Source organism: Rhodanobacter spathiphylli B39 (assembly GCF_000264295.1).
In the GTDB taxonomy this organism is placed as follows: Bacteria; Pseudomonadota; Gammaproteobacteria; order Xanthomonadales; family Rhodanobacteraceae; genus Rhodanobacter; species Rhodanobacter spathiphylli.
Genome location: NZ_AJXT01000041.1, coordinates 33,951 through 47,116 on the forward strand (window position 1 = coordinate 33,951; position 13,166 = coordinate 47,116).

A 13,166-nucleotide genomic window follows, 5' to 3' on the forward strand; every position below is an offset into this window, starting at 1 on the left:
TCCGCGCGCGCAGCGCGCTCACTAGTTCCTCAAAGGTTTGCCGGTGGTCATGGTGTGGGCGATGCGGGCCTGGGTCTTTTCGGTCTTGGCCAGCTCCACGAAGTGCTTGCGTTCCAGTGCCAGCAACCATTCCTCGTCGACGGTCGAGCCGCGCTCGATCACGCCGCCGCACAAGGTGTCGGCGATGCGCGTGGCGATGTCGATGTCGTGCGGCGAGGCGAAGTAGCCGGCCTGCAGGTTGGCCAGCGAGGCCTTGAACGTGGCGGTGCCGACATCGCCGGCGACCGGGATGGCGTTGGCAGGCAGGGGCGGGCGGTAGCCGGATTCGGCCAGGGCGTTGGCCACCTGCTTGGCCACGTAGAGCAGCTCGTAGGCGTTGAACACGACCACATCGCCGTCGCGCAGCAGGCCCAGGTTCTTCGCCTCGAACGCGCTGGCGGAGACCTTGGCCATCGCCACCGTCTCGAACACCTTCTTCAGCTCCTCGAACGGATCGGCCGGGTTGGCCTTCGCCGCGCGGATCGCCAGCTCATGCAGGCCGCCACCGGCGGGCAGCAGGCCGACGCCGGCCTCGACCAGGCCGATGTAGCTTTCGAGTGCTGCAACCGTCCTGGCGGAATGCATCTGGAATTCGCAGCCACCGCCGAAGGCCATGCCGCGCACGGCGGAAACGACCGGCACCAGCGAGTGCTTGATCGCCATGCTGGTGGCCTGGAAGTTGGTGACCATCTTCTCGAAATCGTCGAACCGGCCTTCCTTCAACAGGCCCAGCGCGCCCTTCAGGTCCGCGCCGGCGGAGAACGGCTCGCCGGTCTGCCAGATCACCACCGCCTTGAGCTTTTCCTCGGCCAGCTTGATCGCGTGCTGGACGCCGTCGAGCACGTGGTCATTGACGGTGTTCATCTTGGTCTTGAACGAGATGATGCCGATGCCGTCGTCGCCCAGCCTCCACAGGCGCACGCCGTCGTTCTCCCACACGGTGGTGCCGGTGTCGAACTTTTCGCCGAGGATCGGATCGGGGAACAGCTGGCGCCGGTACACCGGGTGCTGCGAGCGCGGCTTGTCGGCATTGGCGCTGGCCGAGTACGAACCGTCCTTGCCATGCACGCCCTTGCGGCCGTCGGTGACCCAGGCTGGCAGGGGCGCGTTGCTCATCGCCTTGCCGGCCTTGATGTCGTCGTTGATCCATTCGGCGATCTGCTGCCAGCCGGCGGCCTGCCAGGTCTCGAACGGACCGAGCTTCCAGCCGTAGCCCCAGCGGATGGCGAAGTCGACGTCGCGGGCGGTGTCGGCGATGTCGGCCAGGTGGTAGGCGCTGTAGTGGAACAGGTCGCGGAAGCTGGCCCACAGGAATTGCGCCTGCGGATCAGTGCTGGCGCGCAGCTTGCCGAACTTCTCGGCCGGGTCCTTGATGCCCAGGATCGCGGCCACTTCATCGGACGGCTTCTGCTCGGCCGGGCGGAAGTCCTGCTTCGCCACATCCAGTACGACAATGTCCTTGCCGACCTTCTTGTAGAAGCCGCCGCCGGTCTTCTGGCCCAGCGCGCCCTTGTCGATCAGGCCCTGCAACCACACCGGCGCCTTGAAATACTGGTGCCACGGATCGTCGGGCAGGGTGTCGGCCATGGTCTTGATGACGTGCGCCATGGTGTCCAGGCCGACCACGTCGGCGGTGCGATAGGTGGCGCTCTTCGGGCGACCCAGCGCCGGACCGGTCAGCGCGTCGACGGTGTCGAAGCCGAGCTTGAACTGGTCGGTGTGGTACATCGCCGACAGCATCGAGAACACGCCGATGCGGTTGCCGATGAAGTTGGGGGTGTCCTTGGCGATCACCACGCCCTTGCCGACGGTCGTGACCAGGAAGGCTTCGAGGCCATCCAGCACGTTCTTGTCGGTGAGCCTGGTCGGGATCAGCTCGACCAGGTGCATGTAGCGCGGCGGGTTGAAGAAGTGAACGCCGCAGAAGCGGTGGCGCATTTCCTCGGGCAGCGCCTCGGCCAGCGTGTTGATCGACAGGCCCGAGGTGTTGGAGGCGATGATCGCGGTCTTCGACAGGTGGCCGGCGATCTTCTTGTACAGGTCGAGCTTCCAGTCCATCCGCTCGGCGATCGCCTCGATCACCAGGTCGACGTCCTTCAGATGATCGAGATCGTCGTCGTAGTTGGCCGGGATGATCGAGGCGGCCAGCGCCTTGTCGGCCAGCGGGGCGGGCGACAGCTTGGCCAGGTTGGCGATCGCCTTCAGCGCGATGCCGCTCTTGGGGCCGTCCTTGGCGGGCAGGTCGAACAACACGGTTTCGACGCCGGCATTGGTCAGGTGCGCGGCAATCTGCGCGCCCATGACACCGGCGCCCAGCACGGCGGCCTTGCGGATGCGCAAGCCGGGGGTGGGGGAGGATGCAGCAGTCATTGGCTTCTCCAAACGTGCAAGAGGTGGGACAGGTGAATTCAGGGGTGGCTGAGGCCGGCCACGGCGAAGCGGATCAGGTGCAGGGCGGTCTGTTCGCGATGGGCGTTCTCACTGACATCGCTTTTGCGCTGGATCATGCCGAAGCCGGACATGGCATGAGTCAGCGCGCCGGTCACCAAGTCGATGCGCCAGTACAGCTCCTGCTTGCTCAGCTGCGGCAGCAGGCGGGCGAATTCGGCGGTGAACTGGCGCATGACATGGCCGTAATTGGCGGAAAGGAACTGGCGCAGGGTGTCGTCGTGCTCGGCGAAGGCGCGGGCCAGCACGCGCATGAACAGGGCGCCGCTGTCGTCGTGGGAAAGGTCGAGTGCCGGGCGGATGAAGGCTTCGAGCACGTCTTCCAGGGTGGTCTCGGGCGCGCCGGCGACTTGCGCCAGTGCGGCCAGTCGGCTTTCGTTCAGCGCGTCGAGGCGGCGGCGGAACACCTCCTCGACCAGCTTTTCCTTCGAACCGAAGTGGTAATTGACCGCGGCCAGGTTGACCCCGGCATTGGTGGTCAGCTGGCGCAGCGAGGCGCCTTCGAAGCCGCGCTGGGCAAACAGCAGCTCGGCGGCGCCCAGGATGCGGTCCTTGGTTGAAACGGAGCTGTTCACGGGGAGGATCATCCAGCAGCCAGGGGCCGGTTCAAACGATCGTTTGAGCATACGCGGACAGCTCCGCGGCCGTCAAACGATCGTTTGTTGCAAACGCGCCGCGACTTGCGTATGGGTTAGAATCTGTCACAATTTCGTGAGCTAAATCCTCAATCCCTGACAGATTTGGCCTCAGCCGGCCTCGACTGGCGACCATCCCTTTCCCAATCATCCGTTTTTTCCGGAGCAGACCCGTATGGCGCTGGAGCGCACTCTTTCCATCATCAAGCCCGACGCCGTTGCCAAGAACGTCATCGGCCAGATCTACGCACGCTTCGAACAGGCCGGCCTGAAGATCGTCGCCGCCAAGATGAAGCAGCTGTCGCGCCAGGAAGCCGAAGGCTTCTACGCCGTGCACAGCGAACGCCCGTTCTTCAAGGCGCTGGTCGATTTCATGATCTCCGGCCCGGTGATGATTTCCGCGCTGGAAGGCGAGAACGCCGTGCTGGCCCACCGTGACCTGATGGGCGCGACCAATCCGAAGGAAGCCGCGCCGGGCACGATCCGCGCCGACTTTGCCGAGTCGATCGACGCCAACGCCGTGCATGGTTCCGACGCCGTCGACACCGCCAAGGTGGAGATTGCCTATTTCTTCGCCGCCACCGAAGTTTGCCCGAGGTAAGTCTTGAATCAGGTTGTGACCACTGCTGCGACCCCAAAGGTCAACCTGCTCGATTTCGATCGGCAGGGCCTGCGCGATTTCTTCGTGCAGATCGGCGAGAAGCCGTACCGCGCCGAGCAGGTGATGAAGTGGATCTACCACGACCTGGAAGACAACTTCGAGAACATGACCGACGTGGGCAAGGCGCTGCGCGCCAAGCTCACCGAGGTCTGCTACATCGGTGCACCGAAGACCCTGCTGGACAAGGTCGCCACTGACGGCACGCACAAGTGGCTGCTGGGCATGGACTCGGGCAATGCGATCGAGACGGTCTACATTCCCGAGCCCACCCGCGGCACCTTGTGCGTCTCTTCGCAGATCGGTTGCGCGCTGAACTGCCAGTTCTGCTCGACCGGGGCGCAGGGCTTCAACCGCAACCTGTCGACCGCCGAGATCATCGGCCAGGTCTGGGTCGCGGCGAAATACCTGGGCAACGTGACTCACCAGAACCGTCGCATCACCAACGTGGTGATGATGGGCATGGGCGAGCCGCTGGCCAATTTCGAGAACGTGCTCAAGGCAATGAAGCTGATGCGCGACGACCTGGGCTTCGGCCTGGCCGCCAAGCGCGTCACCTTGTCGACCGCCGGCATGGTGCCGCTGATCGACCAGCTGTCCGACGCCATCGACGTGTCGCTGGCCGTTTCGCTGCATGCGGCCAACGATGATCTGCGCACCGAGCTGATGCCGATCAACAAGCGCTATCCGCTCGCCGAACTGCTGGCTGCCTGCCAGCGCTGGGTCGCGCGCAAGCCGCGCACGTCGATCACCTTCGAATACACCTTGATGAAGGGCATCAACGACCAGCCCGAGCACGTGCGGCAGCTGATCAAGCTGATGCGCAAGCTGCCGACCTGCAAGGTCAATCTGATTCCGTTCAATCCGTTCCCGGGCACCCAGTTCAAGCGTTCGGATGCGAACGACATCCACCAGTTCCAGACCCAGTTGCTCAATGCCGGCGTTTTGACCATGCTGCGGAGGACCCGCGGCGACGACATCGACGCTGCCTGCGGCCAACTGGCCGGGCAGGTCGCCGATCGTACCCGGCGCAGCGCCGACATCAAGAAGCGACAGGAAGAGGGGGCATCGCATGCGGTTTGAGCGGGTAGTGCTGTTCAGCCTTTGGCTGCCACTGGCAGGTTGCGTCACCACGCACAGCGACAGCAGTTCGCTGGGCAAGAGCATGCCGCAGAGCAGCCAGAGTGACCAGGCGACGGAAGCGGCCCGAATCCATACCGAGCTGGCCCAGCGTTACCTCAACTCGGGCGACCTGCAGACGGCCCTGGAAAAAGTGACCAAGGCGCTGCAGTTCGATCCCCGCTACGCGCCGGCCCACACCGTGATCGCGGTGATCTACGAACGCATCAACAGGTTGCCCGAGGCCGAAGAGCATTACCGCAAGGCAGTTGCACTGGAACCGAACAAGGGGGCGCCCAACAACAACCTCGGTGTCTTCCTCTGCCATACCGGCAAGATCGCCGAGGCGGACCAGTATTTCCGCAAGGCGATAGCCGACCCGTTCTACCAGACTCCCGACGTGGCCTTGACCAATGCTGGTGTCTGTCAGCTTCGCGCCCACGACATTGCGGGGGGTGAAGCGAGTTTTCGTGACGCCATCGCAAGAAATCCGGGTAATGCAGAGGCACTCTTCCAGCTTGCAAATACGCTTTACCTGAACAAGGATGCGTTTCGCGCCAGGGCGTTCCTCCAGCGGTTCGATGCGCTGGGCCAGCCGACGGCCGCGTCACTCAAACTGGGGCACGACATCGAAACACGTCTGGGCAATAAGGAAGGCGCCCTCACTTACAGCAAGCGACTGCTGAGCCAGTTCCCGGATTCGGAGCAGGCGCAGGCGCTGAATTCAACGACCCGCCAATGACCTCCATGCAATCCCAGCCGACCGGGCAGAGCTCCGACAAGCCCGAATTGTCCGGTATCAATTTGCCCAACATGGATGTGTCGCCCACAGACCCCCACGCGGTAAGTTTCGGCAGTCGCCTGCATGGGGCGCGTGAATCCCGCGGGCTCGACCTGGAAACCTGTGCCCATACGCTGAAGTTGCCCGCCCGCGTCCTGCGCCAGCTCGAGCGCGACCAGCACGAGGGCATCGATTCCAAGGTCTATCTGGCCAGCTATATCGGCAAGTATGGTCGCTATCTGGGCATCAATGAGGCATCGATCCAGGTGGAACTGGATCGCATCCGCCACGTCGAGACACCACTGGTAGCCACGGGCGGCATCTCGCATTCGCGCTTCCTGCTGGATCGTTACGCCACGGCAGCCACCTACGTCGTGCTGACCGCCGTCATCGTGGTGCCGATGATCTGGCTGGGCGTGCGCGGCACGCTGGATCGGGATCTCACCCACCTCGCCCCGCTCGACGCAGCACCGGTGGCGCAGCTCGATGCGCCCGCGGTCGAGGCCACCAAGACCGACGGACAGACGGTCAACACCCCACCGCCGGTGCAGCAGGTCGTACCGCTGGCGCAGGATCAGCCGCTGCTCGCTTCCATGGCACCGTTTCCCAGCCTGGAGAACAGCAGCCTGACGCCGGCGCGACCGACGCCACCCGTGGCCGATACCGGCGTGGGTGACCACAGCCTCAGCATGACGCTCACCTCGGCGAGCTGGGTGGAAGTGGTGCAGGCGGACGGCACGCGACTGGAATACGGCTTGCTTCCCGCCGGGACCAGCAAGACCTACCACAGCAGCCAGGCGCTGGACGTGCGCATCGGCAACGCCAACGGTGCGCAGGTGGTGATCGACGGCGCTCAGGTCGGTCTCGATGATTTCCGTCGGGCCAACGTGGCTCGTTTCCGCGTGCGGATGCAGGACGGCAAGGCTTCTGCAGCCAGCCTCTGATCGCCATTCCGGGCCGCTTCGGGCGCGCCATTTCGGTTATGCTTGCCCACTGACGTCCACTCGGTCACGAGTGGACGTGACCGGCTTTTCCCTGGATTTATCGCACTGGCCCCTGCACGCGTCCGCGGGCGCGCGGCCTTTTGAATGGTGATTGCATGGCATTTGAAGAATACGACAAGTACGAACAGAGCGAGCTGGTTCAGAAGTGGCTGCGCGAGAATGGCGTTTCGATCATCGTCGGCATCGCGATCGGCCTGGTCGGCATCTTCGGATGGCAGCAGTGGCGCAAGCACCAGGCTGGCAACGAGGCCGAGGCTGCCCAGCTCTATCAGCAGGCGCAGATCGCGCAGGCCTCGGGCAAGACCGATGTCGCCGCGCAGCTGACCGACCAATTGATGAAGGATTACGCCAAGTCGCCGTTTGCCGTGTTCGCCGTCAGCGATCGTGCCAAGCAGCAGGTCGAAGCCAAGCAGCTGGACAAGGCCGAGGCCTCGCTGGAATGGGCCGAGAGCCATGCCACCGAGCCGGCGTTGAAGTCGCTCACGCAGTTGCGCAAGGCCCAGGTGGAAATGGCCGCCGACAACGGCAAGGCAGCGCTGGCCACCCTCGACAAGATTCCCGTGGACAGCTATCAAGGGCTGGCACAGGAACTCCGCGGTGATGTGCTGGTCAAGCTTGGACGCCCGGACGAAGCCCGCAAGGCCTATCAGGCCGCCATGTCGGCACTGGGCGAGGAAGCGCCGCAACGCGGCGCGCTGCAGATGAAAATCGATGATCTGGCTGTGGCCGGGAAGCAGGGTGCATGAAAAGATTTCTGTTGATCACGCTGGCTTCGCTGGCAACCCTCGCCGGTTGCCATTCCTTCAAGAAGGAAAACGTCCAGCCGCCGACGCCGCTGGCCAAGGATTTCAAGTCGACGGTGCAGATCACCCGGCTGTGGAAGACCACGGTCGGTGACGGTGCCCAGGTGAGCGGCGTGCGTTTGCGCCCGGCGGTGGTCGACGGCGTGCTGTATGCCGACAGCACCGACGGGAAAATCGCCGCCATCGACGCCACCAGTGGCAAGACGCTGTGGACGAAGAGCTCGCGCACGCACGGCTGGTTTGGCTGGGGCGACAAGAAGCGCAAGGATGCCCAGTATGCGGGCGGCCCTGCTGTAAGCGGCGACCTGCTCGCGGTCGGTACGCTGGATGGCCACGTTTACGCCATGAGCGCCAAGGACGGCAACCCGCGCTGGGAAGTCGAGGTCAGTGGCGAAGTGATGGCGTCGCCGGTGATCGTGGGCGACATGGTGATGGTGCGCACCGGTGACGGTCGCGTGTATGCGCTGGACGCCGCGGACGGCCATCGTCGCTGGGTCTACGACCAGAGCACGGTGCCGCTGCTGAGTCTGCGTGGCAACGGCACGATGCTGGTGGCCAACGGCGTGGTGTTCTTCGGCAGCGACGACGGCAAGCTGGTGGCCCTGCGCCAGGACAATGGTTCGAAATTGTGGGAGCAGCGTCTGGCCAGCGGCGAAGGCCGCACCGAGATCGACAAGCTGAATGACGCCGACGGTTCGATCCTGCTGGACGGCAGCACGCTCTACGGCGCCGCCTACCATGGCAACCTGACCGCCATCGACGGCCCCAGCGGCCGCCCCCTGTGGTCGCATCCGTTCTCCACGTTCGACTCGCTGGCCAGCAATGCCAGCGCGATCTTCGGCGTGGATGACCAGTCCCAGGTGTGGGCGTTCGATCGCAGCACCGGCACCGACATGTGGAAGAACGCCTCGCTGAAGTATCGCTGGGTCACCGGACCGGCCGTGCAGGGCAACTACGTTGTCGTGGGCGACCTGGAAGGCTACGTGCACTGGTTGCAGACCGGTGACGGCGCCCTGGCTGCCCGTGAGCGGCTGTCGAAGAAGGCGATCCGTGCCCAGCCGGTGGTGGTGGGCGACATCGTTTACGTCGAGGACGTCGAGGGCCACATCGGCGCCTACCGTCTGTCCTCACCCTGATCGCTGGAACGAAGTACTCATCATGTTGCCCGTCGTCGCACTGGTTGGTCGTCCGAATGTCGGTAAATCGACCCTGTTCAATGTGCTGACGCGCAGCCGTGACGCCCTCGTGGCCGACATGCCGGGCGTCACCCGCGATCGCCATTACGGCGTCTGCCGCAGTGGCGATCGGCCCTTCGTGGTGGTCGATACCGGCGGCCTGTCCGGCGTCGAGGACACCATGGACGTGCTGACCGCCAGGCAGGTGCGCCTGGCGATCGAGGAAGCGAACGTTCTGGTCTTCGTGGTCGATGCGCGCGACGGCCTGCTGCCGCAGGATTACGTGATCCTGGGCGAGCTGCGTCGCAGCGGCAAGCCGATCGTCGCGGTGGTCAACAAGACTGACGGCCTCGACGAACAAGCCGTGCTGGCCGAGTTTTCCGCCTTCGGCATCGGTACCACGCTGCCGTTGTCGGCGGCGCACAATCGCGGCACCGATGACCTGATCCGCATCCTGCTGCCGATCCTTCCAGCCGACGAAGAGAGCACCGTCGAAGCCGACAGCGAGGATGGCACCATCCGCGTCGCCATCGTGGGGCGTCCGAATGCCGGCAAGTCGACCCTGATCAATCGCCTGCTCGGCGAAGAACGGCTGATCGTTTCCAACGTCGCCGGCACCACCCGCGATCCGATCCGGGTGCCGCTGGAGCGCGACGGCAAGCGTTATACGCTGATCGACACGGCCGGTATCCGGCGCAAGGCACGGGTCGAGGAAGCGGTCGAGAAATTCAGCGTGATCAAGACGCTGCAGTCGATCGCCGCGGCCCAGGTCGTGGTGGTGATGATCGATGCCCGGGAAAACCTCGCCGACCAGGACCTCACCCTGATCGGTTACGCGATGGACGAGGGCAGGGCGCTGGTCATCGCGATCAACAAGTGGGACGACATGGATCAGTACCAGCGCGACGAATGCCGCCGCGCGCTGGATCGTCGCCTGGTATTCGCCGACTGGGCCAAGCAGGTGCAGATCTCCGCGTTGCATGGCTCGGGCCTGCGTGAGCTGATGCGTGCCGTGGTGCGCGCGCACGCGTCTGCCACCAAGGTGCTGGTGTCGTCCGACCTGACCAAGACGCTGGAAAAGGCCTACGAAAGCTACCAGCCGCCACTGGTCAACGGGCACGCGCCGAAGCTGCGCTTCGCGCATCCGGGCGGCACCAATCCGCCGACCATCGTGATCCACGGCACCCGTACCAAGCACATCGCACCGGCGTACCAGCGCTACCTCGAGAACTTCTTCCGCAAGCGCTACAAGCTCGAGGGCACGCCGATCCGCATCGCGTTCCGCGAGGGCGAAAATCCGTATGCCGGACGCAAGAAAGTGCTGACCAAGGAACAGCAGCACAAGGCCCGCCGCCGCAAGAGCGAGCTGATCAGCCGCACGCGCTGAACGGGTTTCAGTCGAGATCCCGCGGTATCCATCCGTAGACCGCGGCGTCGCGTGCCCGGCCGTCAACCCATAACTTTTGCCGGGCGACCGCCTCGAATTTCGCGCCAAGACTTCTGGCCACGCCGTGGCTGGCCAGGTTGTCGGGCAGGATCACGATCTCGATGCGGACCAACCCCAGTTGCGAGAAGCCGAAGCGGGCCACCCGCCGCGCCGCCGCAACGGCGACACCGCGCCGCTGGCAGGATTCACGCACCCAGTAACCCAGGTTGGCGCTGCGGTGCAGCCGGTTGTGCTGGCTGAGGCCGGTGGCACCCAGCAAGCGACCGGAGTTGGCTTCGAAGACCGGAAACGCGAAATGATCGCCGCTGGCCCAGCCCGTCTGGCAGTGTGCGATCCAGGCCAGGGCATCGTCCAGGCCGTAGTCCGCGCGACACCACGGCAGCCAGGGCCCGACGCTGGCCACGGACTCGTGGGCAGCTTCCACCAGCGCCGGCGCATCTTCCTCCCGCCATGTCCGCAGGTACAGGCGATCGTCGCTCGATCCGGTGATGTCCATGTGCGGCCCGTGTTTGTGTGCATGTGATCCAGCCCGGATAATGCACGACTCCCCAGCCAGGTGACATCCATGAGCGCACGCATACTCGACGGCAAACGCATCGCGCAGGAATTGCTCGAGCGCGTGGGGAAGCGCGTAGCCGAGCGCGTCAAGCAGGGGCTGGCTGCGCCAGGCCTGGCGGTGGTCCTGGTCGGCGCCGATGCCGCCTCGTCGGTCTACGTGCGCAACAAGCGCAAGGCCTGTCACCAGGTCGGCTTCCGTTCCTTCGACCATGACTTGCCGGCGCACACGACCCAGCAGGAGTTGTTCGCGCTGATCGACAGGCTCAACGCCGATCCTGACGTGCACGGCATCCTGGTGCAGTCGCCGTTGCCCGAACATATTGACGAAGACGCACTGGTCGACCGCATCGATCCGGACAAGGACGTGGACGGTTTCCAGGCGATCAACGTGGGGCGCCTGGCCTTGCGTCGCTTCGGTCTGCGTCCATGCACACCGAAAGGCGTGATGACCCTGCTCGGCCACACCGATCGCCCGGTGCGCGGACAGCACGCGGTGGTGATCGGCGTTTCCAACCATGTTGGCCGACCGCTGGCGCTCGAGCTGATGATCGCCGGTTGCACCACCACCTCGTGCCACCGTTTCACGCGCGACCTGGAAGGCTTTGTGCGCCAGGCCGACATCGTGATCGTCGCGGTCGGCAAGCCCGGGCTGGTCAAGGGCGACTGGATCAAGCCCGGCGCGGTGGTCATCGATGTCGGCATCAACCGGCTGGACGATGGACGGCTGGTCGGCGACGTGGAGTTCGCCCCGGCGGCCGAACGCGCCAGCTGGATCACGCCGGTTCCCGGCGGTGTCGGACCGATGACCGTGGCCACGCTGATGGAGAACACGCTGGAAGCCGCCGAGGCTCGTTCGCAGGCTGCGGCAGCGGGCTGAGCCGGTCCGGCAGGCCGGTATTCAGGCCTGCATCTGGCAGGCAACACGTCGGGGCGCGTATAATTCCCTCTTTGCAGCGGGGCTTTTTCATGCGCATTCTCGCCGAGGCACTGACCTACGACGACGTCTACCTTGTTCCGGGCCACTCCATCGTGCTGCCGCGCGACGTGAACACCTCGACGCGGTTTACCCGCGACCTGCGCCTGAACATCCCCATCGTGTCCGCGGCCATGGACACCGTCACCGAAGCCCGACTCGCCATCACCATGGCCCAGAACGGCGGCATCGGCATCATCCACAAGAACATGACCGCCGAGCAGCAGGCGGCCGAAGTTCGCCTGGTCAAGAAGTTCGAAGCCGGCGTGATCCGCAGCCCGATCACCGTCACCCCGGAAACCTCGATTCGCGAAGTGCTGCGGCTGACCCGCGCGCACAACATCTCCGGCGTGCCGGTGGTGGATGGCACGCAGCTGGTCGGCATCGTCACCAGCCGTGACCTGCGCTTCGAGCGCAAGCTCGACGATCCGGTGCGCAACATCATGACGCGCCAGGACAAGCTGGTCACCGTGCGCGAGGGCGCCGGCCAGGACGACGTGCTGCTGTTGCTGCACAAGCACCGCATCGAGAAGGTGCTGGTGGTCAACGACGCGTTCCAGTTACGCGGCCTGATCACCGTCAAGGACATCCAGAAGGCGCGCGACAATCCGCATTCCGCCAAGGACCGCCAGGAAGCCCTGCTGGTCGGCGCGGCGGTCGGCGTTTCAGGTGACACCGAACAGCGGGTGGCCGCCCTGGTCGATGCCGGCGTTGACGTGCTGGTGGTCGACACGGCACATGGCCATTCGCAGGGCGTGATCGATCGCGTGGCGTGGGTCAAGAAGAACTACCCGCAAGTGCAGGTGATCGCCGGCAACATCGTCACCGGTGAAGCAGCCCGCGCATTGCTCGACGTCGGCGTCGATGCAGTCAAGGTCGGGGTGGGTCCCGGCTCGATCTGCACCACGCGGGTGGTCGCCGGCGTGGGCGTGCCGCAGATCACCGCGATCGACATGGTCGCCACCGCGCTGAAGGACGAGATTCCGCTGATTGCCGATGGCGGCATCCGCTATTCCGGAGACATCCCCAAGGCACTGGCCGCCGGCGCGTCCAGCGTGATGCTGGGCTCGATGTTCGCCGGTACCGAGGAATCGCCTGGCGAGGTCGAACTTTTCCAGGGCCGCTCGTACAAGAGCTACCGCGGCATGGGTTCGATCGGCGCGATGCAGCTGGGTTCGAAGGATCGCTACTTCCAGGACGAGGCGGACGCCGACAAGCTGGTGCCCGAAGGCATCGAGGGGCGCGTGCCGTATCGCGGCCCTCTGCGCAACATCATCCATCAGCTGATCGGCGGCCTGCGTGCCTCGATGGGTTACCTGGGGGCGGCCACCGTCGAGGACGTGCGACAGAAGGCGCAGTTCGTGAAGGTCACCTCGGCCGGCGTGACCGAAGCGCATCCGCACGACATCCAGATCACCAAGGAAGCGCCGAACTACCGGCTGAATTCCTGATTTGAGACCCATCCGGAGGTTGGACTCTGTCCAATTCTCCGACCCCTGGCGGACGTCATTCCCGCGAATGCGGGA

Annotated in this window: 12 protein-coding genes; 9 read left to right on the plus strand and 3 right to left on the minus strand. The window is 64.8% G+C overall.

The genetic code is table 11. The features are described from left to right. Nucleotides 1–21: 21 nt before the first annotated feature. Together UU7_RS12565 and UU7_RS12570 are read right to left on the minus strand one after the other, a co-directional pair. Nucleotides 22–2,409 (minus strand): 3-hydroxyacyl-CoA dehydrogenase/enoyl-CoA hydratase family protein, encoded by a 2,388-nt coding sequence (locus UU7_RS12565; protein ID WP_040673414.1) that lies wholly within the window; start codon nucleotides 2,407–2,409, stop codon nucleotides 22–24. A 38-nt stretch (nucleotides 2,410–2,447) separates the two neighbouring features. After that, nucleotides 2,448–3,113 carry a TetR/AcrR family transcriptional regulator gene (locus UU7_RS12570; RefSeq protein ID WP_157582236.1) on the minus strand — a complete coding sequence of 222 codons (666 nt, stop codon included), beginning with the start codon at nucleotides 3,111–3,113 and terminating at the stop codon, nucleotides 2,448–2,450. 184 nt (nucleotides 3,114–3,297) lie between these two features. Between UU7_RS12570 and ndk the strand changes: the two genes are divergently transcribed. From ndk to der, 7 genes are all read left to right on the plus strand, one after another. After that, nucleotides 3,298–3,723: a nucleoside-diphosphate kinase gene (ndk, locus tag UU7_RS12575; RefSeq protein WP_007808857.1), complete on the plus strand. Its 426-nt coding sequence runs from the start codon at nucleotides 3,298–3,300 to the stop codon at nucleotides 3,721–3,723. A 3-nt stretch (nucleotides 3,724–3,726) separates the two neighbouring features. After that, entirely contained in the window at nucleotides 3,727–4,863 is a 1,137-nt protein-coding gene (gene rlmN / locus UU7_RS12580) for a dual-specificity RNA methyltransferase RlmN (RefSeq protein ID WP_040673416.1), read from the plus strand. Next, nucleotides 4,853–5,641: a type IV pilus biogenesis/stability protein PilW gene (pilW, locus tag UU7_RS12585; protein ID WP_007808861.1), complete on the plus strand. Its 789-nt coding sequence runs from the start codon at nucleotides 4,853–4,855 to the stop codon at nucleotides 5,639–5,641. Before rlmN ends, pilW begins: the two co-directional genes overlap by 11 nt. Continuing rightward, nucleotides 5,638–6,624 (plus strand): helix-turn-helix domain-containing protein, encoded by a 987-nt coding sequence (locus UU7_RS12590; protein ID WP_007808862.1) that lies wholly within the window; start codon nucleotides 5,638–5,640, stop codon nucleotides 6,622–6,624. Before pilW ends, UU7_RS12590 begins: the two co-directional genes overlap by 4 nt. Nucleotides 6,625–6,779: 155 nt before the next feature. Continuing rightward, nucleotides 6,780–7,430 carry a YfgM family protein gene (locus UU7_RS12595; RefSeq protein ID WP_007808863.1) on the plus strand — a complete coding sequence of 217 codons (651 nt, stop codon included), beginning with the start codon at nucleotides 6,780–6,782 and terminating at the stop codon, nucleotides 7,428–7,430. Further along, nucleotides 7,427–8,623 carry an outer membrane protein assembly factor BamB gene (gene bamB, locus UU7_RS12600; protein ID WP_040673418.1) on the plus strand — a complete coding sequence of 399 codons (1,197 nt, stop codon included), beginning with the start codon at nucleotides 7,427–7,429 and terminating at the stop codon, nucleotides 8,621–8,623. Before UU7_RS12595 ends, bamB begins: the two co-directional genes overlap by 4 nt. 22 nt (nucleotides 8,624–8,645) lie before the next feature. Beyond that, entirely contained in the window at nucleotides 8,646–10,049 is a 1,404-nt protein-coding gene (der, locus tag UU7_RS12605; RefSeq protein WP_007808865.1) for a ribosome biogenesis GTPase Der, read from the plus strand. 7 nt (nucleotides 10,050–10,056) lie between these two features. On the opposite strand, the gene UU7_RS12610 is transcribed toward der, so the two are convergent. Next, nucleotides 10,057–10,605, minus strand: a complete 549-nt coding sequence (locus UU7_RS12610; RefSeq protein ID WP_007808866.1) for a GNAT family N-acetyltransferase — start codon at nucleotides 10,603–10,605, stop codon at nucleotides 10,057–10,059. 69 nt (nucleotides 10,606–10,674) lie between these two features. On the opposite strand from UU7_RS12610, the gene folD reads away from it, so the two are divergent. Beyond that, nucleotides 10,675–11,544, plus strand: a complete 870-nt coding sequence (gene folD, locus UU7_RS12615; RefSeq protein ID WP_007808867.1) for a bifunctional methylenetetrahydrofolate dehydrogenase/methenyltetrahydrofolate cyclohydrolase FolD — start codon at nucleotides 10,675–10,677, stop codon at nucleotides 11,542–11,544. Nucleotides 11,545–11,633: 89 nt separating this feature from the next. Next, on the plus strand, nucleotides 11,634–13,091 hold the full coding sequence (gene guaB, locus UU7_RS12620) for an IMP dehydrogenase (RefSeq protein WP_007808868.1): 1,458 nt from the start codon (nucleotides 11,634–11,636) through the stop codon (nucleotides 13,089–13,091). Nucleotides 13,092–13,166: the final 75 nt, after the last annotated feature.

What these genes read in the sequence shown, in the direction of transcription:
- ndk (WP_007808857.1), top strand. Translation starts at nt 3,298, where the DNA reads ATGGCGCTGGAGCGCACTCTTTCCATCATCAAGCCCGACGCCGTTGCC.
- bamB (WP_040673418.1), top strand. Translation starts at nt 7,427, where the DNA reads ATGAAAAGATTTCTGTTGATCACGCTGGCTTCGCTGGCAACCCTCGCC.
- der (WP_007808865.1), top strand. Translation starts at nt 8,646, where the DNA reads ATGTTGCCCGTCGTCGCACTGGTTGGTCGTCCGAATGTCGGTAAATCG.
- pilW (WP_007808861.1), top strand. Translation starts at nt 4,853, where the DNA reads ATGCGGTTTGAGCGGGTAGTGCTGTTCAGCCTTTGGCTGCCACTGGCA.
- UU7_RS12565 (WP_040673414.1), bottom strand. Translation starts at nt 2,409, where the DNA reads ATGACTGCTGCATCCTCCCCCACCCCCGGCTTGCGCATCCGCAAGGCC.
- guaB (WP_007808868.1), top strand. Translation starts at nt 11,634, where the DNA reads ATGCGCATTCTCGCCGAGGCACTGACCTACGACGACGTCTACCTTGTT.
- UU7_RS12595 (WP_007808863.1), top strand. Translation starts at nt 6,780, where the DNA reads ATGGCATTTGAAGAATACGACAAGTACGAACAGAGCGAGCTGGTTCAG.
- folD (WP_007808867.1), top strand. Translation starts at nt 10,675, where the DNA reads ATGAGCGCACGCATACTCGACGGCAAACGCATCGCGCAGGAATTGCTC.
- UU7_RS12610 (WP_007808866.1), bottom strand. Translation starts at nt 10,605, where the DNA reads ATGGACATCACCGGATCGAGCGACGATCGCCTGTACCTGCGGACATGG.
- UU7_RS12590 (WP_007808862.1), top strand. Translation starts at nt 5,638, where the DNA reads ATGACCTCCATGCAATCCCAGCCGACCGGGCAGAGCTCCGACAAGCCC.
- UU7_RS12570 (WP_157582236.1), bottom strand. Translation starts at nt 3,113, where the DNA reads ATGCTCAAACGATCGTTTGAACCGGCCCCTGGCTGCTGGATGATCCTC.